The 18682-nt window shown below is 68.3% G+C and carries 18 protein-coding genes; 8 read left to right on the forward strand and 10 right to left on the reverse strand.

The window, feature by feature from the left end:
• Positions 1–151: 151 nt before the first annotated feature.
• Positions 152–493, forward strand: coding sequence for a DUF1844 domain-containing protein (locus G7043_RS41530; RefSeq protein ID WP_166054225.1), 342 nt, complete (start codon positions 152–154; stop codon positions 491–493).
• 7 nt (positions 494–500) lie between these two features.
• Here G7043_RS41530 and G7043_RS41535 read toward each other — a convergent pair whose 3' ends face one another.
• The 5 genes from G7043_RS41535 to G7043_RS41555 form a co-directional block, all read right to left on the reverse strand.
• The gene (locus tag G7043_RS41535) at positions 501–1136 is read right to left on the reverse strand and encodes a hypothetical protein (RefSeq protein ID WP_166054226.1); all 636 of its coding nucleotides are present in this window, start codon (positions 1134–1136) and stop codon (positions 501–503) included.
• On the reverse strand, positions 1133–1723 hold the full coding sequence (locus G7043_RS41540; RefSeq protein WP_166054227.1) for a hypothetical protein: 591 nt from the start codon (positions 1721–1723) through the stop codon (positions 1133–1135). Before G7043_RS41540 ends, G7043_RS41535 begins: the two co-directional genes overlap by 4 nt.
• A 78-nt stretch (positions 1724–1801) precedes the next feature.
• On the reverse strand, positions 1802–2182 hold the full coding sequence (locus tag G7043_RS41545; protein WP_166054228.1) for a RidA family protein: 381 nt from the start codon (positions 2180–2182) through the stop codon (positions 1802–1804).
• A gap of 27 nt (positions 2183–2209) precedes the next feature.
• The gene (locus G7043_RS41550) at positions 2210–2956 is read right to left on the reverse strand and encodes an IclR family transcriptional regulator (RefSeq protein WP_166054229.1); all 747 of its coding nucleotides are present in this window, start codon (positions 2954–2956) and stop codon (positions 2210–2212) included.
• Positions 2957–3922, reverse strand: a complete 966-nt coding sequence (locus G7043_RS41555) for a sugar kinase (RefSeq protein ID WP_166054230.1) — start codon at positions 3920–3922, stop codon at positions 2957–2959.
• Positions 3923–4019: 97 nt separating this feature from the next.
• Here G7043_RS41555 and G7043_RS41560 point away from each other — a divergent pair, with 97 nt between their 5' ends.
• The 4 genes from G7043_RS41560 to G7043_RS41575 all read left to right on the forward strand — a co-directional run bounded on the left by G7043_RS41560 (position 4020) and on the right by G7043_RS41575 (position 10471).
• On the forward strand, positions 4020–5300 hold the full coding sequence (locus G7043_RS41560; protein ID WP_242643277.1) for an amino acid deaminase: 1281 nt from the start codon (positions 4020–4022) through the stop codon (positions 5298–5300).
• A gap of 10 nt (positions 5301–5310) precedes the next feature.
• Positions 5311–6894, forward strand: coding sequence for an N-acyl-D-amino-acid deacylase family protein (locus G7043_RS41565; RefSeq protein ID WP_166054232.1), 1584 nt, complete (start codon positions 5311–5313; stop codon positions 6892–6894).
• Entirely contained in the window at positions 6891–8288 is a 1398-nt protein-coding gene (locus G7043_RS41570; protein ID WP_166054233.1) for a GntP family permease, read from the forward strand. Before G7043_RS41565 ends, G7043_RS41570 begins: the two co-directional genes overlap by 4 nt.
• 98 nt (positions 8289–8386) lie before the next feature.
• Positions 8387–10471: an alpha-galactosidase gene (locus G7043_RS41575; RefSeq protein ID WP_166054234.1), complete on the forward strand. Its 2085-nt coding sequence runs from the start codon at positions 8387–8389 to the stop codon at positions 10469–10471.
• 48 nt (positions 10472–10519) lie between these two features.
• Here G7043_RS41575 and G7043_RS41580 read toward each other — a convergent pair whose 3' ends face one another.
• Both G7043_RS41580 and G7043_RS41585 read right to left on the reverse strand, forming a co-directional pair.
• The gene (locus tag G7043_RS41580) at positions 10520–11677 is read right to left on the reverse strand and encodes a hypothetical protein (RefSeq protein WP_166054235.1); all 1158 of its coding nucleotides are present in this window, start codon (positions 11675–11677) and stop codon (positions 10520–10522) included.
• A 72-nt stretch (positions 11678–11749) separates the two neighbouring features.
• Positions 11750–12904 (reverse strand): FAD-dependent oxidoreductase, encoded by a 1155-nt coding sequence (locus tag G7043_RS41585; protein ID WP_166054236.1) that lies wholly within the window; start codon positions 12902–12904, stop codon positions 11750–11752.
• 75 nt (positions 12905–12979) lie between these two features.
• Between G7043_RS41585 and G7043_RS41590 the strand changes: the two genes are divergently transcribed.
• Together G7043_RS41590 and G7043_RS41595 are read left to right on the forward strand one after the other, a co-directional pair.
• Positions 12980–13582 carry a TetR/AcrR family transcriptional regulator gene (locus tag G7043_RS41590; protein ID WP_166054237.1) on the forward strand — a complete coding sequence of 201 codons (603 nt, stop codon included), beginning with the start codon at positions 12980–12982 and terminating at the stop codon, positions 13580–13582.
• Positions 13583–13607: 25 nt separating this feature from the next.
• Positions 13608–14036, forward strand: a complete 429-nt coding sequence (locus G7043_RS41595) for a hypothetical protein (protein ID WP_166054238.1) — start codon at positions 13608–13610, stop codon at positions 14034–14036.
• On the opposite strand, the gene G7043_RS41600 is transcribed toward G7043_RS41595, so the two are convergent.
• The 3 genes from G7043_RS41600 to uvrA form a co-directional block, all read right to left on the reverse strand.
• The gene (locus G7043_RS41600; protein ID WP_166054239.1) at positions 14033–14497 is read right to left on the reverse strand and encodes an SRPBCC family protein; all 465 of its coding nucleotides are present in this window, start codon (positions 14495–14497) and stop codon (positions 14033–14035) included. The two genes, G7043_RS41595 and G7043_RS41600, sit on opposite strands and share 4 nt — an antisense overlap.
• A gap of 129 nt (positions 14498–14626) precedes the next feature.
• Positions 14627–14815 (reverse strand): hypothetical protein, encoded by a 189-nt coding sequence (locus G7043_RS41605; RefSeq protein WP_166054240.1) that lies wholly within the window; start codon positions 14813–14815, stop codon positions 14627–14629.
• Entirely contained in the window at positions 14812–17691 is a 2880-nt protein-coding gene (gene uvrA / locus G7043_RS41610) for an excinuclease ABC subunit UvrA (protein ID WP_166054241.1), read from the reverse strand. The genes G7043_RS41605 and uvrA overlap by 4 nt, the downstream gene beginning before the upstream one ends.
• 224 nt (positions 17692–17915) lie before the next feature.
• Here uvrA and G7043_RS41615 point away from each other — a divergent pair, with 224 nt between their 5' ends.
• Positions 17916–18668 carry a maleylpyruvate isomerase family mycothiol-dependent enzyme gene (locus G7043_RS41615; protein ID WP_166054242.1) on the forward strand — a complete coding sequence of 251 codons (753 nt, stop codon included), beginning with the start codon at positions 17916–17918 and terminating at the stop codon, positions 18666–18668.
• The last annotated feature ends 14 nt before the right edge of the window (positions 18669–18682 follow it).

Below are 18682 nucleotides of genomic sequence, written 5' to 3' on the forward strand. Positions count from 1 at the left end.
GCCACCTCTTGAGGCGGTGAACGCGGGTGGGAGCGGGGCTCCACTTGCCGCCCTCGCACTAACGAGAGCTGGTCGCAGCCGAAATAGTAGCAGACGACCTTGTCAACCCCCGAATCGAGGCGGTGTGTCGCCCGCTTGCTTGAATGTCCGGGTGACCGATCCGCTTGAAGACAGTGTCCGTGACCTCGGAGATGTGCCGAGCATCGAGGTCATCAGCCGGGCAGCGGTGATGCTGCTGTCCGCCGCCGCCGAACGCCTCGGCCTCGCGGACCCGGACCCCGACAACTCCCCGCGCCGCGACCTCGACGAGGCCCGCCGCCTGATCACCGGCCTGGCCGGCCTGGTCACCGCGACGTCGGAGTACCTCGGCCCGCACGCCGCGCCGCTGAAGGACGGCCTGCAGTCGGTGCAGCGCGCGTTCCGCGAGGCCTCCGCCGTCCCGGACGAGCCAGGTCAGGGTCCCGGCGAGAAGTTCACCGGCCCGGTTTACTGACCCCGCCTCACTGGTCCGCTCGCACGACGACCGGCTCCCACGGCTCCGCCCTGATCTGGAACACCGCGCTCGCCCGTTGCCCCGTGGCGGCCCGGAAGGTGATGGCGGAGCCGTTGTAGAGCGGGCCGACGTCGAGGTGCTCGGCCGGGGGCTCGTCGTACTGCGACAGCCCGAGCACCCTCGAACCCGGGACCACCGACACCGTCAACTGCTCGATGACCGCGGGCCCGCCGAAGTAGCTGAGCCGGAACTCGTCGGGCGCGCCGGGCGTGATCGCGAACGTCGGCATGCCCCGGCGGCTCCGCTCGGCGGCGAGCACCTCGGTCAGTTCGTTCACCTGCTGCGTGGCCTGCTGGGCCGTGAACTGCGCCTCGTCCGCGAGCATCCGGGACGCCGTGGCCGCTTCCTGGGCCTGCGCGGCGGCGTTCTTCGCTTCCTCGGTCGCCGTCTTGGACTGCAACGCGCTGGCCGTCGCCTGCTCGACGGCCTTGCGGGCGGCCTGCGCCTCGTCCTGTGCCCTGCGCGCGGCTTCCAGAGCCTCTTCGGCCGCCTTCTGGGCGTTCTTCGCTTCGCGCGCCTGCCACAACGCGATGGCCGTCGCGCACATCGCCACGACGGCGGCAATCACCGAGAGCGCGATCATGCCCGCACCCCCAGCGCCGCGAGTTGCTTCTTGGCCAGCTCTTCGATGACGTCCGTGTCACCCGTGCGCCAGCCCACCGCGGGATCGTTGGGGAACTTCGCGAGGTCTCTGGGCTTCAGGCTGGTAAGCGCTCTCAGGGCGAGCAGATCGGGCTTGTCCCTCAGCTTCGCGGTGTTGCCGGCCTTGAGCGCGTACCGCAGCCGCAACGGCAGCCAGGTGATCAACAGGAACAGCACCGGAATCGTGACGAGCGCCACGGCGAGCCAGAACGCGGTGTCCTGCACCACACCGATCTGGGTGTTGCCCACCCCGATGAGCGTCTCGCCGGCCTTGGTGCCGTTGCCCAGCGCCCCGGACAGGTCCTCGCCCACGAACGGCACGCCCTTGGCCTTGCTGGCGGCGTTGGTGAAGACGTCGCGGATGTCACCGCCCGCGTTGACCAGCCCGTCCCCCGGCGCTCTCAGTTCCAGCACCCAGTCGTGGGCGGTGGTCGCCACCCAGATCCAGAGAGCCACCCACCCCACGGCGAGGAGGTCGGCGATCAGCTGACGCGTGAGCCTGACAGGTCTGTCCGCGTACCACTTCATGCGCGGATGGTGTCACAACGTCAACAGCGGTCCGGAGAGCCCGGCGAGCACTCCGGACCGCCGTCTGCGACGAACAGATCAGTCGACGACGGCCAGTGCGTCGATCTCCACCAGCAGTCCGGCGGGAAGCCCCACGTAGACGGTCGTGCGGGCGGGCGCCGGGTCCGTCACGAACTCGCCGTAGACCTCGTTCAGCTCCGCGAAGTGCGCGGTGTCGGTGAGATAAACGCGGATCATCACGACGTCGTCGATGGACGCGCCACCGGCGGCGAGCACCGCGTGGAGGTTCGCGAACGTCTGGCGGGTCTGCTCGGCGACCGTGGTGCCGACGATCTCGCCGGTCTTGGGGTCGAACGCGACCTGGCCGGCCACCTGCAGGATGTTGCCCTTGCGCACACCCTGCGAGAAGCGGGCCACCGGCTGCGGCGCGTCGGCAGTCTTGATCTCAACCTTGGACAACGGAATTCCCCTTAACTGTGCAAATCCCTATCTGGGCACGAAGCCGCATTCCACCGAAGCTGCTTCGGCGGTGGCGAGCAGGTCGGGCAGGTGGGCCAGGAGCCCGTCGAAGTCGAGCAGCACCTTGGGCACCGACATCGACACGGCCGCGAGCACCTCGCCGCGTGAGCCCTTGATCGGGGCGGCGATGCAGTGGATGAAGTCCTCGTGCTCGGCGTTGTCGACCGCGTACCCGTTGGCGCGCACCCGGTCCAGCTCGGCCAGGTACGCCGTCGGGCCGATGATGGTGTTCGCCGTCAGCCTCGGGAACTCCATCGTCGACAGCACCTTCTGCAGCGCGACCGGAGACAGGTCCGCCAGCAGGATCTTCGCCACGGCCGTGCAGTGCAACGGCGCCCGGCGGCCGATGCGCGAGTACATCCGCATCTGATGCGTCGACTCGTACTTGTCGATGTAGATCACCTCACCGTCCTCATAGGACGCGAGGTGGATGGTGTACCCGAGGCGGGAGTTGAGGTCGCGCAACGCCGGTTCGGCCGAGCGGCGGACGTCGCGTTCCTCCAGGGCGCGGTTGGCGAGGTCGAACAACGTGGTGCCGAGCCGGTAGTGGTGCACGCCGTCGCGCTGCACGAAGCGGTGCGACTCCAAAGTGCGCAACAACCGGAGCGTCGTCGACTTGTGCACGCCGATCACGCCGGACAGTTCGTCCAGCGTCTTCGGACCGGTCGCGAGCTGGCTCACCAGCGTGAGCGCGCGGTCGAGGCTCTGGCTCATTCACACCTCCAGGCGGGCGGACGCCCAGGTCTGCGGGTCGGCGTGCAGCAGCGGAGCTGTCACGTCGTCCGGCAAAGGATCGCCGACGTCCTCCGCGGTCAGCAAAGCGGAGGCCGCCTGCAGGTGCCCGGCGCGCAGCCGGACCGACGGGCTCTCCTCCGCCAGCGTCGCCGCGAGGAACCCCGCCGCGAACGCGTCGCCGGCGCCGACCGGTTCCACGACCTGCACTTTCAGCGCCGGTTCGAAGTGCGACGAATCGCCTTCGAGCAGCGTGGCACCGTCCGCGCCCTGCTTCACCACCAGCGACGCCGGGCCGGGCAGCAACGCGCGCAGACGTTGCGGATCACCGGTGCCCCAGACCAGTTCGGCCTCGTCGGCTCCCGCCAGCACGACGTCGGCCAGGTCCGCGAGCTCACGGAGCACGCGCGGGTCGCGGTCGGCCCACAGCGCGGGCCGCCAGTTCAGGTCGAAGGAGATTCGAAAACCGTGCCGCGGCCGGCGCAGCAGCTCGCGCATCAGCGCGAGGCACGAATCGGAAAGAGCGGGCGTGATTCCGCTGAGGTGCACCAGTTTCACCTCGCCGAGCCCGAGCCGGTCGATCATCTCCGGCCCCATGCCGGACGCCGCCGAGCCGCGCCGGTAGTAGCGGACCGGACTGCCGTGCGGCGAGGCCTCCTTGACGTACAACCCGGTCGGCCGGGTCGCGTCGATCCGCACCTGGGAGACGTCGACGCCGAAGCCGCCCACGGTGTCCAGCACCGCCAGCCCGAACGAGTCGTCGCCGACCGCGCTGACCCACGACGACGGCACGCCGAGGCGCACGAGGTGCATGGCGACGTTGGACTCGGCGCCCCCGACGGCCCGGTGCCAGGTGCGCACCAGATGCACGGGACCGGGTTCAGCCGGAACCATCATCACCATGGTCTCGCCGAGACACACGACACCGCCGACGTGTTCGAACCGCATGCGTGCTCCAGAGGTGTTCGTTGACGGCGGCGCACCCGAATGCTACACACTCCAGCATCACATCGCGCAATGGGAGTTGCAAAATATGCAACATCTGATGGAGATGGACCTCTCGGCCGTCGCGGACATCAGGTCGGAACGGATCAGCTGGCGGTTCAAGGGCCTGCCCTCGAGCACCTTCGGCTCCACCATCGGTGAGGTCGCGGACCAGCGGCTGGACCTCTTCGCCGACGAGTTCGTCGGCCCGCTCGTCGTGCTGGACGCGGACGCGTTGACGCACAACCTGACGACGATGTCGAAGTGGTGTGACAACCACGGCGTCAAGCTGGCGCCGCACGGCAAGACGACGATGGCACCGCAGCTGTTCCAGCGGCAGATCGAGCACGGCGTCTGGGGCATCACCGCGGCCAACGCCTCGCAGCTGCGGGTGTACCGGGCGTTCGGCGTCAGCCGGATCCTGCTGGCGAACCAGCTGCTCGACCCCGGCGCGCTGCGCTGGCTCGTCGGCGAACTGGACCGCGATCCCGGCTTCGAGTTCAGCTGCTGGGCCGACTCCGAGGCCGGTGTCACGCTGCTGAGCGAGACGCTGCGGGAACTCCAGCCGTCACGCCCGATCGACGTGCTGGTCGAGCTGGGTGCTCCGGGTGGACGCACCGGCGCCCGCGACCTGGAGACCGCGCTGACCGTGGCCCGCGCGATCGACCAGAGCCCCGTGCTGCGACTGGCCGGCGCCAGCGGTTACGAAGGCGCGCTGGCCCACGACGCGTCCGAGTCGTCGCAGTCCGTTGTGGACCGCTACCTGACCGACCTGCGGACGTTGGTGCTGCGGATGGCCGACGCCGCGTTGCTCGACGAGCTGGACTCGGTGATCGTCACCGCCGGTGGCAGCGCGTACTTCGACCAGGTGGCGGCGACGCTGGCCCAGCCGTGGCCGGTACCGGTGACCCCGGTGCTGCGCAGCGGCGCGTACATCACGCACGACGACGGCTTCTACCGCGGGATCTCGCCGTTCTCGCGAATCGACGGCGTGGAGCCGTTCCGAAGCGCTTTGCGCGCCTGGGCCCAGGTGACGTCCCGGCCGCAGCGCGATCTGGCGTTGCTGACGATCGGCAAGCGCGACGCGTCGTTCGACGAAGGCCTGCCCGAGCCGCAGCTGGTGCGCCGGCACGACGGCGCGGTCGCCCCGCTGGCCCAGGCCCGCGTGTCGGCGATGAACGACCAGCACGCGTTCCTGCAGCTCGGCGCCGAGGCCACGGTCCGGGTCGGCGACTGGGTCGGACTCGGTCTTTCGCACCCCTGCACGGTGTTCGACAAGTGGCAGCTCATCCCGGTCGTCGAGGGCACGACCGTGGTCGACCTGATTCGCACCTACTTCTAGGAGTGCACCGATGGACGACGTCGTCCTGCGCGGACCGCTGATCGTCGACGGCACGGGCACACCCGCCTACCGCGCGGATGTGTCGATCAAGGACGGTGTCATCTCGTCGATCGGGGACGGGCTGAGCGCCACGCGGTCGATCGACGCGGACGGGCTGGTGCTCGCGCCGGGGTTCATCGACATGCACTCGCACTCGGACCTGCGGATCCTCGCCGAACCCGACCACCTGGCGAAGGTCTCGCAGGGCGTCACGACCGAGGTGCTCGGCCAGGACGGACTGTCGTACGCGCCGGTGAACGACGAGGTGCTCGCGACGTTGCGCGGGCAGCTCGCCGGGTGGAACGACGACCCGCCGGGCTTCGACTGGAACTGGCGCTCGGTCGGCCAGTACCTCGACCGGCTCGACCAGGGCATCGCGGTGAACGCCGCGTACCTGGTGCCGCAGGGGACGTTGCGGATGCTGGTCGTCGGCTGGGACGACCGGCCGGCGACCGGCACCGAGATCGCCGTGATGAAGGACCAGCTGGCGCAGGCACTGGTGCAGGGCGCGTTCGGGATGTCGTCCGGGCTCACCTACACGCCCGGCATGTACGCGGACACGTCCGAACTGGTGCAGCTGTGCGAGGTCGTCGGAAACTTCGGCGGCTTCTACAGCCCGCACCACCGCAGCTACGGCGCCGGCGCGTTGGAGGCGTACGCCGAGATGGTGGACGTGTCGAAGAGATCCGGCTGCCCGTTGCACCTCGCGCACGCCACGATGAACTTCCCGGTCAACAAAGGTCGTGCACCGGAACTGCTGGCACTGCTGGACGACGCGATCGCGTCCGGTGCCGACATCTCGCTGGACACCTACCCGTACCTGCCGGGCGCGACGTATTTGAGCGCGCTGCTGCCGTCGTGGGCAACGGAAGGCGGGCCGGAACGGGCCCTGGCGCGGTTGTCCGATGTGGACACCCGTGAACGCATCCGCGAGGAGATCGAGGAAATCGGGTCGGACGGGTGCCACGGCGTGCCGGTCGACTGGGACTCGATCGAGATCAACGGCGTGCGCAACGACCGCAACGCGCACCTGGTCGGCTCCAGTGTTTACGCGTCCGCGTTGCGTCTGGGACGCGCGCCCGCGGAGCTGTACTTCGACGTGTTGGTCGACGAACGCCTGGGTACGTCGTGCCTCATGCACGTGGGCCACGAGGAGAACGTGCAGGCGATCATGAAACATCCGGCGCACACGGGCGGCAGCGACGGCCTGCTCGTCGGCGACCGGCCGCACCCGCGCGCGTGGGGCACGTTCCCCCGTTACTTCGCGCGCTACGTCCGCGAGCTGGGCGTGCTGAGCCTGGAGGAGTGCGTCGAGCACCTCACCGGCCGTGCCGCCAAGCGTTTGCGGCTCACCGACCGAGGTCTGGTCCGCGAGGGCTACGCGGCCGACCTGGTGCTGTTCGACGCCTCGACGATCGCCGACACGGCGACGTTCGACCGGCCTCGGCAGCAGGCCGCCGGCATCCCGTACGTGTTCTGCAACGGGGTGCCGGTGATCGACGACGGAACCGCCACCGGCGCATTGCCAGGCCATTCACTCAGGAGCCGCCCGTGATCGACTGGTTGCAACACACGACACCGGGTCTGCTGACCCTCGCGGTGGTCAGCATCGCGGTGCTGCTGCTCCTCATCATCAAGTTCAAGGTCGAGCCGTTCATCGCGCTGATCGTCGTCGCGCTGCTGGTGGCCCTGGCCGCGGGCGTGCCGACGGAGACGCTGGTCGGGTCGGCGCAGAAGGCCTCGGACTCGTTGCTGGAGAAGGGCTTCGGCTCGATTCTCGGGCACATCGCCGCGATCATCGGTCTCGGCACGTTGCTGGGCGCCATTCTCGAGGCGTCCGGCGGCGCACAGGTGCTGATGGACAAGCTGATGAACGCGTTCGGCGAGAAGCGCGCACCGGTCGCGATCGGTCTCGCCGGTCTGATCTTCGGTGTGCCGGTCTTCTTCGACATCGGCATCTTCGTGCTGGCGCCGCTGGTCTACGTGGCGGCGAAACGGTCCGGCAAGTCGATCGTGCTGTTCAGCATGCCGTTGCTGGCGGGCCTTTCGGTCATGCACGCGTTCATGCCACCGCACCCCGGACCGGTGGCGGCGGCCGGTCTGCTGAAGGTGTCGCTCGGCTGGATCATCATCATGGGTCTCGCGGTGGCGATCCCGTCGTGGTTCGTCGGTGGTGTCCTGTACTCGTACTGGATCGGCAAGCGCATCAACGTGCCGGTGCCCGAGGAGATGCTGGTCGCCGCGGAGGCCGCACGCGAGGACAACGGCGACCGCGAGCCGCCGTCGCTCGGCCTGGTGCTGTCGATCATCGGTCTGCCGCTGGTGCTGATCCTGGCCGGCACGTTCGGCTCGATCCTGCTGCAGAAGGGTTCGCGGCCGTACTCGATCGCCACGTTCTTCGGCACGCCCGCGGTGGCGTTGACGATCTCGGTGCTGCTCGCGTTCTGGCTGCTGGGCTTCCGGCGCGGCATGACGCGGGAGAAGATCGCGGAGCTGTCCGGCGCCTCGCTGCGGCCGGTCGCGATGATCCTGCTGGTGGTCGGTGCCGGTGGCTTCTTCGGCGCCGTGCTGGCCGCGACGGGCATCGGCAAGACGCTCGCCGGAGAGCTGTCGGACCTCGGGTTGCCGGTGATCGCGCTGGCGTACGTGATCAGCTGCGTCATCCGGATCGCGCAGGGTTCCGCGACCGTCGCGATCGTGACGACCGCGGGCATCGTGGCGCCGGTGCTGGGCGACATGAACTACTCGCAACCGCAGCTGGCCCTGGTGGTCATGGCGATCGCGTCCGGTTCGATCATCGCCTCGCACGTCAACGACGGCGGGTTCTGGATCGTGTCCCGATATTTCGGGCTCTCGGTGAAGGAGACGCTGCAGTCGTGGACGGTGTTGGAGACCATCCTGTCGGTGGTCGGTTTCGTGGTCGCCGCGCTGCTCAGCCTGGTTGTCTAATCAGACATAATTCAACAATGTCCAACGCTTGACAACGCAGGCCCCGCGTTTGAGGATCGGCGCATTGTTCATTTGTGTTCGATGTGGACGGGGCCTGCATGAACAACACGGAGGTCGTGCACCTGCACGACGACACCTCCAGCGTCGTCATCAACCTCCAGGGCGCGGGCCTGCCGGTCGTGACGCACTGGGGGCGCACCCTCGGAGACGTCGACCAGACCGCACTGCGCGGCCTGGTCGACGTGGTGACGGGCACCATCCCCAACAGCTCACCCGATCACGTGGTCGCGCTCGCCCTGCTGCCGGACGCGGGCGCCGGGCACTCCGGCCGTCCCGGCCTGCGCGGGCATCGCGGAGGTGAGCACTTCGCGCCCGCGCTGGCGGTGACGTCGTACTCGGTCGAGAACTCGATCTTCCGTTACACGGCAGAGGACTCAGCGGCCGAACTGACCGTGACCGGCGTGCTGGAACTGGCGTCGTCGGGGATGCTCCGGCTGCGGCACACCGTTCGCAACGACGGCTCGACCCCGTATGCGCTGGAAGGGCTGGAGGCCGCGCTTCCGACGCCCGCTCACGCCACCGAGCTGCTCGACTTCACCGGCCGCTGGGCTCGCGAACGCTCGCCGCAGCGGCACACCTTCCAGCACGGCACCTGGGTGCGGGAGAACCGGCGTGGCCGCACCGGACCCGACGCGACCATCGGTCTGCTCACCGGGACACCGGGGTTCTCGTTCCGCTCCGGTGAGGTGTGGGCACTGCACGTCGCGTGGAGCGGTAACCACGTGACGTACGCCGAGAAGTTCCCCGACTCGACGCCGGTCCTGGGCGGCGGGGAGCTGTTGCTGCCGGGCGAGATCATTCTGGAGCCGGGCGAAACGTACGAGTCGCCGTGGCTGTACGCGGCCTACTCCTCCGAGGGCATCGACGGCGTCAGCGCGGCTTTCCACCGTCAGCTGCGCGAGCGCTCGCTCCGCCCTCGCCCCGTTGTGCTCAACACGTGGGAAGCCGTCTACTTCGATCACGACCTCGCGCGGTTGACGTCGCTCGCCGACACCGCGGCGGCCATCGGCGTCGAGCGGTTCGTGCTGGACGACGGCTGGTTCCGCCACCGCCGCGACGACACCGCCGGTCTGGGCGACTGGTACGTGGACGAGACCGTGTGGCCCGACGGCCTCACCCCGCTGATCAAGCACGTCCGTTCGCTGGGCATGGAGTTCGGGTTGTGGTTCGAACCCGAGATGATCAACACGGACTCGGATCTGTACCGCGCCCACCCGGACTGGGTGCTCGGCCCGCGTCCCGGCACGCTGCCGCCGTCGTGGCGCAACCAGCAAGTGCTGAACATCGCCCACCCCGAGGCTTACGCGTACATCCTCGACCGCGTGTCGACCGTGTTGTCCGACAACGACATCGCGTTCGTGAAATGGGATCACAACCGCGACCTGATCGGCTCTCGGGTGCACGACCAGACCGAGGCGTTCTACCGGCTCCTCGACGAGCTGCGGTTGCGGCATCCGCACGTGGAGATCGAGAGCTGCTCGTCCGGCGGCTCCCGGATAGACCTCGGCGTGCTCTCACGCACCGACCGCGTGTGGACCTCCGACTGCAACGACGCCCTGGAACGCCAGCTGATCCAGCGTTGGACCGGCGTGTTCCTGCCGCCGGAGCTGATGGGCGCGCACGTCGGCCCGACCCACTCGCACACCACCGGCCGAACGCACGACCTGTCGTTCCGCGTGGCGACGGCACTGTTCGGGCACTTCGGCATCGAGTGGGACATCAACTCGGCCACCGACGCCGAGCGCGCGGGCCTGCAGGCGGCAATCGATTACTACAAGGACGTGCGTTCCTTGGTGCACAGCGGTGTCTCGGTGCACTCCGACCACCCGGACCCGGCCGCGTGGGTGCACGGCGTGGTCGCCGCCGACCAGTCCGAGGCGCTGTTCTGCTACGCGCAGATCGCGACTTCGGTGCAGCACAGGCCGGCGCGGGTCCGCTTCCCCGGCCTCGACCGCACCCGGACGTACCAGCTGTCGTTCGACGCGCCCGCCGGCCTGCCGAGGCTCATCGGCCGGGAGGGAAAGTGGGAACCGGTCTCGTTGCCCGGCTCCGTGCTCGGTGACGTCGGGATCCAGCTCCCGGTGCTCGAACCGGAGCAGGCGATCCTCCTGCGCCTCAGGTAGCACGGCGAAAGCCCCGGCGGAAACCTCCCGCCGGGGCTCCCCTCCCTCTTACTGGCCGGCGCGACTTCCGTCGGCCAAGGTAGCCCACCACTTGCCACCAACGCCCTGTCCGTTGGCATCACCGCAGACCTTGTCACCTGAGAAGAGGTACTGCGGAGACCCCGCGATGGTGAGCTGTTTCTTCCCGTCCCGCTCGATCGTCCCCACGAGCGAGGCCTCCACGCCCTGCACCTGGAAACCCTCGCTGACGTAAGCGGGCGGCCATTGCGCCGCGCACTCGCCGGAGCAGTTGCTCGTGGGCGGGTCCGCGGAGTCGTCGTCGAACCGGTAGAGCGTCATGCCGTCCTTGTCGGTGGCGACGACACCGAGGTCGGCGACGGTCGCGCTGGTAAGTGCGATCGCCTTGTTCTGTTGCGCTTTCTTACCGTCCGTGGCCGTGGCGAACCACTTCGGCACCGTGACACCCTTGGCCTCACCGGGCTTGGTGTCGTTCTTGAACGTGTACTGCGGCCAGTTCGCGACCGTGAGCTGCTTCTTGCCGTCCTTGCGGGTGACCGTGCCGAGCAGCTTCGGGTCGACGCCCTTCACCCGCGGCTGGTCGCCCTCCACGTAGACGGGCGGCCAGGACTCGGCGCAGCCACCGTCGCAGTTGGACGCTGGAGGCTGGGCCGTGTCGCCGTCGAACCGGTAGAGCGTGAGGCCCGCGTTGTTGGTCAGCACGGCGCCAAGACCGGCGATGACCCCCGTGCGGGCGGCGAGCTGGGTGCGTTCGCCGCTCTTGCCGGTGGCGAACCACTTGCCCTGCAAGCCTTGCCCCTTGGTTTCGCCGGGCTTGCCGTCCTTGGCGAACCGGTACTGCGGCATGCCGTCGACGGTCAGCTGACGACTGCCGTCCTTGCGCACGAAGCTGCCGACCTTCTCGACGCCCTCGACGGTGAAGTTCTCGTCGGGCACGGTGGCCGGCGGCCAGGCCGCGGCGCACTCACCGTCGCAAGTGGACTCGTTCGGCTTGTCGTTGTCGAAGCGGTAGAGGGTGAAGCCCTTGACGTCGGTGACGACCGGGCCGAGGTCGGCGATCTCGGCGATCTTCAGCGCCACCACGCTTTCCTGCTGCTGTTGCGCGACCGGCCGGGTCTCCGGTGTGCCGGTGCAGGCGGTCAGCGAGACCAACCCCATCGCGACGACCGCAACGCTCTTGCGGATCATCTTCAACCTCCTGGCTCGTGCGCTCCAACGCCTCACACACGTAGAGCGAGCCAGATCGGTTCAAACTGATTTTCAGAACATTGCGCGCTTGAGCGCGGGCACCGCGGCCGCCGTCCTGAGCACCGTGCGGAACAGCGTCCGCGACACCGGGCTTCTCTCCGCGAACTGCCTGGCCGCGCGCAACGAGTCGCGCACTGCCGCGAACCCGTAGTCGTACATCTCGGCCTCATACCGTGCGATGGCGTCACCGCCTTCGGTGATGCACCGCGCGAGCAGCTGTGCGTCCCGCAACGCGATGTTGGCCCCGATGCCACGCATGGGCGTCATCGCGTGGATGGCGTCACCGAGCAACGTGACGTTCGTGCTCTCCCAACGTTCGATGGGCTTCGACGACCTGATGTGCCACTGACTGACCGTTTCGGGATGCGACAACTCGACGACCCTACGCAGGTCAGGACTCCAGCCGGCGATCCTCCGCAGCACCTCCGCCTGCAGCCCGTTGTGCACGTCGAGGTCCTTGGCCGCGTACGCCCACATCAGGTACGGGCGGACGTTGTCGAACAGCACGCCGTCGTCGTCCGTGTACCCCAGGCCGTCGTGCGTCACCAGGAACATGCCACACCTGCTGGTCGGGATGACCGAGTTGGCCCTGGTGAGCAGGCTCTGCGGAATCCAGTCGTGTTCGTCGAGGAAGAGCTTTCCCGCGATCGCGGTGACGCCGACGTCTTCGGTGCCCGCGTGCGGCAGGTACTGCTTGCGCACACGCGACCGGATGCCGTCCGCGCCGACGAGCACGTCGCACTCAGCGGTCGTGCCGTCCTCGAAGTGCAGCGTGATGCCGTCACCGTTGTGTTCGTAGCGCTCGAACCGCTTGCCGAACTGCACGTCCAGCCCGTCGAGCAACACCTGCCGGAGCGTGATCCGGCTGGCGGAGTAGTGCTTCTCCTCCTCCTGGTCGAGCACGAGCAGAGGCTTGAGCTGTTCCGTCAGGAACCCGAACCCGTTGTCGCTCGATCCCGCGCTCTGCTCGAATCGTGCCCAGTTCGCCGCGGGCAGACACTCCCGCAGCGCAGCGGCACCGTGCGGGTTGATGTGCACCCGGTACCCCTGCAGGCGGTCCGTGCGCGAGAACTCACGCTCGTACACCGCCACGTCCACGTCGGCCTTGCGCAACCCGTGCGCCAGGCACAGCCCGCCGATTCCCCCACCCACCACTGCGATTCTCATGCCGCCAAGTTTCAACCGCGCGGTTGATTAAGTCAACCCGTTGGTTGAAAACTGCCCGTCGGCTACCGTGACGCCGTGGATCAACGCCGTTCTCCCAGCGCCTCGGAACGCAAGCGCGACCCGGAACGCACGCGGGCTCGCATCATCGAGGCGGCCGCGGCGGAGTTCGGTGCTCACGGCTACGCGGCGACGCGCACGACGGACATCGCGGCGCGGGCAGGCGTGAACAAGCAGTTGATCTCGTACTACTTCGGCGGCAAAGAGGGCCTGTACAAGGAGCTCGCGACGAGCTGGCACAGCTCCGCGGCCGAGATGGCACGCCCGGACCAGCCGCTGGCCACCGTGCTCGCGAGTTTCGTGGCGACCACGCTCACCGATCACGGCAAGCTGTGGGCGTGGTCGAACCTGGCGGGTGACAGTCCACCCACCGACGAGGTGTTCCTGCGCGCGCAGGTCGACCAGATGCGGGAGCGTCAGGCCGCCGGCGAACTCCCCGCGGACCTCGACCCGGGCTTTCTGCTGCTCGCGTTGATGGCGGTGGCCGCGGCGCCGTTGACCCTGCGGCACACGGCGAGCCAGATCACCGGCGAGGACCCCGCCACGCCCGAGTTCGCCGAGAAGTACGCGGCCCAGCTGGCACTGCTGGTGCGCCACCTGTCCGGGCGGAGCGGAACCTGACAGAACTGATCACCGTCTACGTCAGGTGAAACGCTGGTTGTTGGCGGCGGCCGCCGTCGTCCTGGTGCTGGTCATCGGTGGCCTGTGGTTGTTCGTCCGGTCCACCCCCGCAGAGCAGAACCGCCACACGCTCGTGGCCCCGAGCAGTCCAAGCAGCCCGAGCAGTCCAAGCAGCACTGCGAAGAACACGGGGCCGACCGTCTGCCGGGCCGACGAGCCGAAGGTGACGGACCTGAGCGGTGACGTCGGCTGCCCGGCCGCTCTCGACATCGCCGAGCGCTACCGGGCCGCGATCGCGAACGGGCAGACCCAGGGACAGGGCCTGTTCTGGGAGTCCGGTGAATGGTCCTGCTCATGGCCGTACGAGGACGGCCTCGCACACGTCCAGGTGCCGCAGAAGTGCGTGCGGACCACCGATGACCTGGTCGTTCAGCTGGGCGACTACCAGCGCTAGGACTCGCGATCGGCGGCCTTGGCTTCGAGGACCTGCTTCAGGCCCTTGAAGCCACCGCGCATCATCATGTCGTGATTGCCGCGGAAGAACGGCCTGGCGATCAGCACCAGGCGCCGGAGCAGGGCCTTGTTGACCACTACCTCCTGGTCGAACACCAGGTCCGTGCCGCCGTCACGACCGATGATCTCCCAGCTCGCATAGCCCTCGAGGTCACCGGACAGCGTTGCGCGCAGGAGACCGGCCTGCTGGTTCCTGATGCTGTGCTTGACCTGGATGACGAGGTCGAAGGGCAGGAACGAGCGACACCGGATCTCGCCGGTCTCGTCGTCGATCTTCGTGGCTTTCCGGACCTCAGGCCACCACAGCGGGTAGTTCGCGATGTCGGCCAGCACCTCGTACACATCGGCCGGACACGCGTCGACGTGCCACACGCTGCGGAAGCGATAGCGGTTGAGTGACACGGCCGCCATCCTCCCGGATGGCACGTTCGAGTGACAGGTTCTCGACAAAACTCACAGCGAACCGGGAATTCCTCACGGCGTGTCATCCGGCCCTAGTGAGACTTGAGCGTCTCACCAGGCCGTCCGTGTTCACTTGCCGCTGAGGCGCGGGAACCGTTCGCAGGCTCGCAACCAGCCGACAGCCACGACGCGGCGGAACGACAGCTCCGACGCGTCGAGCACCTCTACGAGGTTGATGGGGTACGCCGCCAGGGGCTCACCACGCGACGCCTGCAGAGCGCGTTCGCGCAGGGCCAGGGCGTCGAGTGGAATCATCACCCGGCCGCTGACACCTCCTCGTTCTCGAGCACCTGCAGCAGGAACTGCCCCGTGTAGCTCTTCTCGACCTCGGAGACCTGCTCGGGTGTGCCCTCTGCCACGACCATACCGCCGCCGGAGCCCCCTTCGGGACCCATGTCGACGATCCAGTCGGACGTCTTGATGACGTCGAGGTTGTGCTCGATCACGATGACAGTGTTGCCCTTGTCCACCAGGCCGTTGATCACGCCCAGCAGCTTGCGGATGTCCTCGAAGTGCAGGCCCGTGGTCGGCTCGTCGAGGATGTAGACCGTCTTGCCGGTCGACCGCTTCTGCAGCTCCGACGCGAGCTTCACGCGCTGCGCCTCACCACCGGACAGCGTCGGTGCCGGCTGACCCAGCCGCACGTAGCCGAGACCGACGTCGACCAGCGTGCGCAGGTGGCGGTGGATCGCGTTGATCGGCTCGAAGAACGTGGCCGCTTCCTCGATCGGCATGTCGAGGACCTCGGAGATCGTCTTGCCCTTGTAGTGCACTTCCAGCGTCTCGCGGTTGTACCGCGCGCCCTTGCACACCTCGCAGGGGACATAGACGTCCGGGAGGAAGTTCATCTCGATCTTGATCGTGCCGTCGCCCGCGCACGCCTCGCAGCGGCCGCCCTTGACGTTGAACGAGAAGCGGCCCGGCTGGTAGCCGCGGACCTTCGCCTCCGTGGTCGCCGCGAACAGCTTGCGGACGTGGTCGAACACGCCCGTGTAGGTGGCCGGGTTCGACCGCGGGGTGCGGCCGATCGGCGACTGGTCGACCCGCACCAGCTTGTCGACCTCGTTCAGGCCGTTGATCCGGGTGTGCCGGCCGGGGACCTGCCGCGCACCGTTGAGCTTGTTCGCGAGCACGGTGGCCAGGATGTCGTTGACCAGCGTCGACTTGCCGGAACCGGACACGCCGGTGACGGAGGTGAGCGTGCCGAGCGGGAACGACACGTCGATGCCGCGCAGGTTGTGCTCGCGGGCGCCGACGACCGTCAGCTGGCGCTTCTTGTCGATCTTGCGGCGCTTCGCGGGCATCGGGATCGACTTGCGGCCTGACAGGTAGGCGCCGGTGATCGACTCCTTGTTCGTCAGCAGCTTCTTGTACGGGCCGCTGTGCACGACCTTGCCGCCGTGCTCGCCGGCACCGGGGCCGATGTCGACCACCCAGTCCGACGTGCGGATCGTGTCCTCGTCGTGCTCGACGACGATCAGCGTGTTGCCCAGGTCGCGCAGCCTGGTCAGCGTCTCGATCAGCCGGTGGTTGTCGCGCTGGTGCAGGCCGATCGACGGCTCGTCCAGCACGTACAGCACGCCGACCAGGCCGGAGCCGATCTGGGTGGCGAGCCGGATGCGCTGCGCCTCACCGCCGGAGAGCGTGCCGGACGCGCGGTCGAGCGACAGGTAGTCGAGACCGACGTCGAGCAGGAAGTGCAGGCGGGCCTGGATCTCCTTGAGCACCGCGCCCGCGATCATCGACTCGCGCTTGCCGAGCTTGAGGCCGTCGAGGAAGTCCGAGCACTCCGCGACGCTCATCGCGCAGACCTCGGCGATGGACCGGTCGCCCTTGCGACCGTGGTGCAGCGTGACCGCGAGGATCTCGGGCTTGAGGCGCGTGCCCGCACACGCGGGGCACGGGACCTCGCGCATGTAGCCCTCGTACTTCTCCCGCATGTACTCGGACTCGGTCTGCTCCTGACGCCGTTCGAGGAACGGGATCACGCCCTCGTAGTTGGCGTAGTAGGAGCGCTCACGGCCGTAGCGGTTCTTGTACCGGACGTGCACCTGCTCGTCGATGCCGTGCAGGATCGCCTTCTGCGCCTTCGCGGGCAGCAGCCGCCACTGCTGGTCCATGCGGAAGCCGATGGTCTCGCCCAGCGACTGCAGCAGCCGCGTGAAGTACTCGGCGGTCTGCCCGCCGGCCCACGGCGCGATGGCGCCCTCTTCGAGCGTCATCTCGTCGTCCGGCACGACGAGCTCCGGGTCGACCTCCTTGCGCACGCCGATGCCCGTGCAGACGGTGCACGCGCCGTACGGCGAGTTGAAGGAGAACGACCGCGGCTCCAGGTCCTCGATCGCGAGCGGGTGGCCGTTGGGGCAGGCGAGGTTCTCGGAGAAGCCCCTGATCCGCTTCGGATCCGTCTCCGGGACGTCCACGAACTCCAGCTCGACCAGGCCGTCCGCGAGCCGCAGCGCCGTCTCGACCGAGTCCGTGAGGCGCTGTTTGGACGACGCCTTGACGCTCAACCGGTCGATGACGACCGCGATGTGGTGCTTCTCCTGCTTCTTGAGCTTGGGCACCTCTGCCAGCGCGTAGACGACGCCGTCGACCTTCGCGCGCGAGTAGCCCTGCGACTGCAGGTTCTGGAAGAGGTCGAGGTACTCGCCCTTGCGCCCCCGGATGACCGGCGCGAGCACCTGGAACTTGGTGCCCTGCTCCATCGCGAGCACCTGGTCGACGATCTCCTGCGGCGTCTGCTTGCCGATCGCCTCGCCGCACTGCGGGCAGTGCGGCTTGCCGGCGCGCGCGTAGAGCAGGCGCAGGTAGTCGTAGACCTCGGTGATGGTGCCGACGGTCGACCGCGGGTTGCGGCTGGTCGACTTCTGGTCGATCGACACCGCGGGCGAGAGACCCTCGATGAAGTCGACGTCGGGCTTGTCCATCTGCCCGAGGAACTGGCGCGCGTACGCCGAGAGCGACTCGACGTACCGGCGCTGCCCCTCGGCGAAGATCGTGTCGAACGCGAGGCTCGACTTGCCGGAGCCGGACAGCCCGGTGAAGACGATGAGGCTGTCCCGCGGCAGGTCGAGATCCACGCCGCGCAGGTTGTGCTCGCGGGCGCCGCGAACAACAAGACGGTCTGCCACTGGGGTCCCTTCGGCTGCGATCGGCGGGTCACTCACGCCACACTCTTCCGAACAAGCGTTCGAAGCGTACTAGCATCTTTTCAGAGGCTGCGACCGACCCGCCGACCATGCTAGGGCGCACCCCTGACAAAAACGGTTCCGGCGGCTGTCGCATTCCCCTGAGCTGGGTTTACTCATAGTCTGGTCACTTCGATCAGAGCCTCAACGTCGGGGAGAGGCAGCACATGACCTACACGCCGTCCACTCAGCACACGCCGGTACCTGCACCGCGAGGAGTGCCCGACCGGCACATCAACGCGGTCCGCGAGGCGACGGACGTGCTGTACGAGGTCGTCGAGGAGCTGGACGAGGCCGCGGTGCGCGGCGCGAGCCTGCTGCCCGGCTGGTCTCGCGGACACGTCATCACCCACCTCGCGCGCAACGCCGACGCGCTGGTGAACCTGCTCACCTGGGCCAAGACCGGGGTCGAGCACCAGGCGTACACGTCGCGCGCGGACCGCGACGCGGACATCGAGGAGGGTGCGCGCCGCATCCTGCAGGTGATCAAGGCCGATCTCGACTCCGCGTGCCTGCGGTTCGACGCCGCGTGCCGCGAGTTCCCCGCGCACGCGTGGCACTCGGAGGTCACCGCGCCCAAGGGCCAGTCGATCCCGGCGTCCACCGTGCCGCTGTTCCGCCTGCGCGAGATCTGGATCCACCTCATCGACCTGAACGCCGGTGTCGGGTTCGACGACCTGCCCGCCGACTTCGTGGACGAGTTCATCGACGACGCCGTCGAGCAGTTCGAGGGCAGGGTCGACCCCTTCAGCATCGAGGTGACCCTGCCCGACGGCACTCAGCGCATCTGGACCGTCAACGGGCCGGCCAACCGCAACTCGGTGAGCGGGTCGGCGAGCGCCGTCCTGGGGTGGCTGACCGGCCGGACCGACGGCTCCGACCTGCGCGGTGAGCTGCCGGAACTGCCGGACTGGATCTGAGTGAGGAGCTTGTA

Origin of the sequence: Lentzea alba (genome assembly GCF_011067745.1) — a bacterium.
Taxonomy (GTDB): Bacteria; Actinomycetota; Actinomycetes; order Mycobacteriales; family Pseudonocardiaceae; genus Lentzea; species Lentzea alba.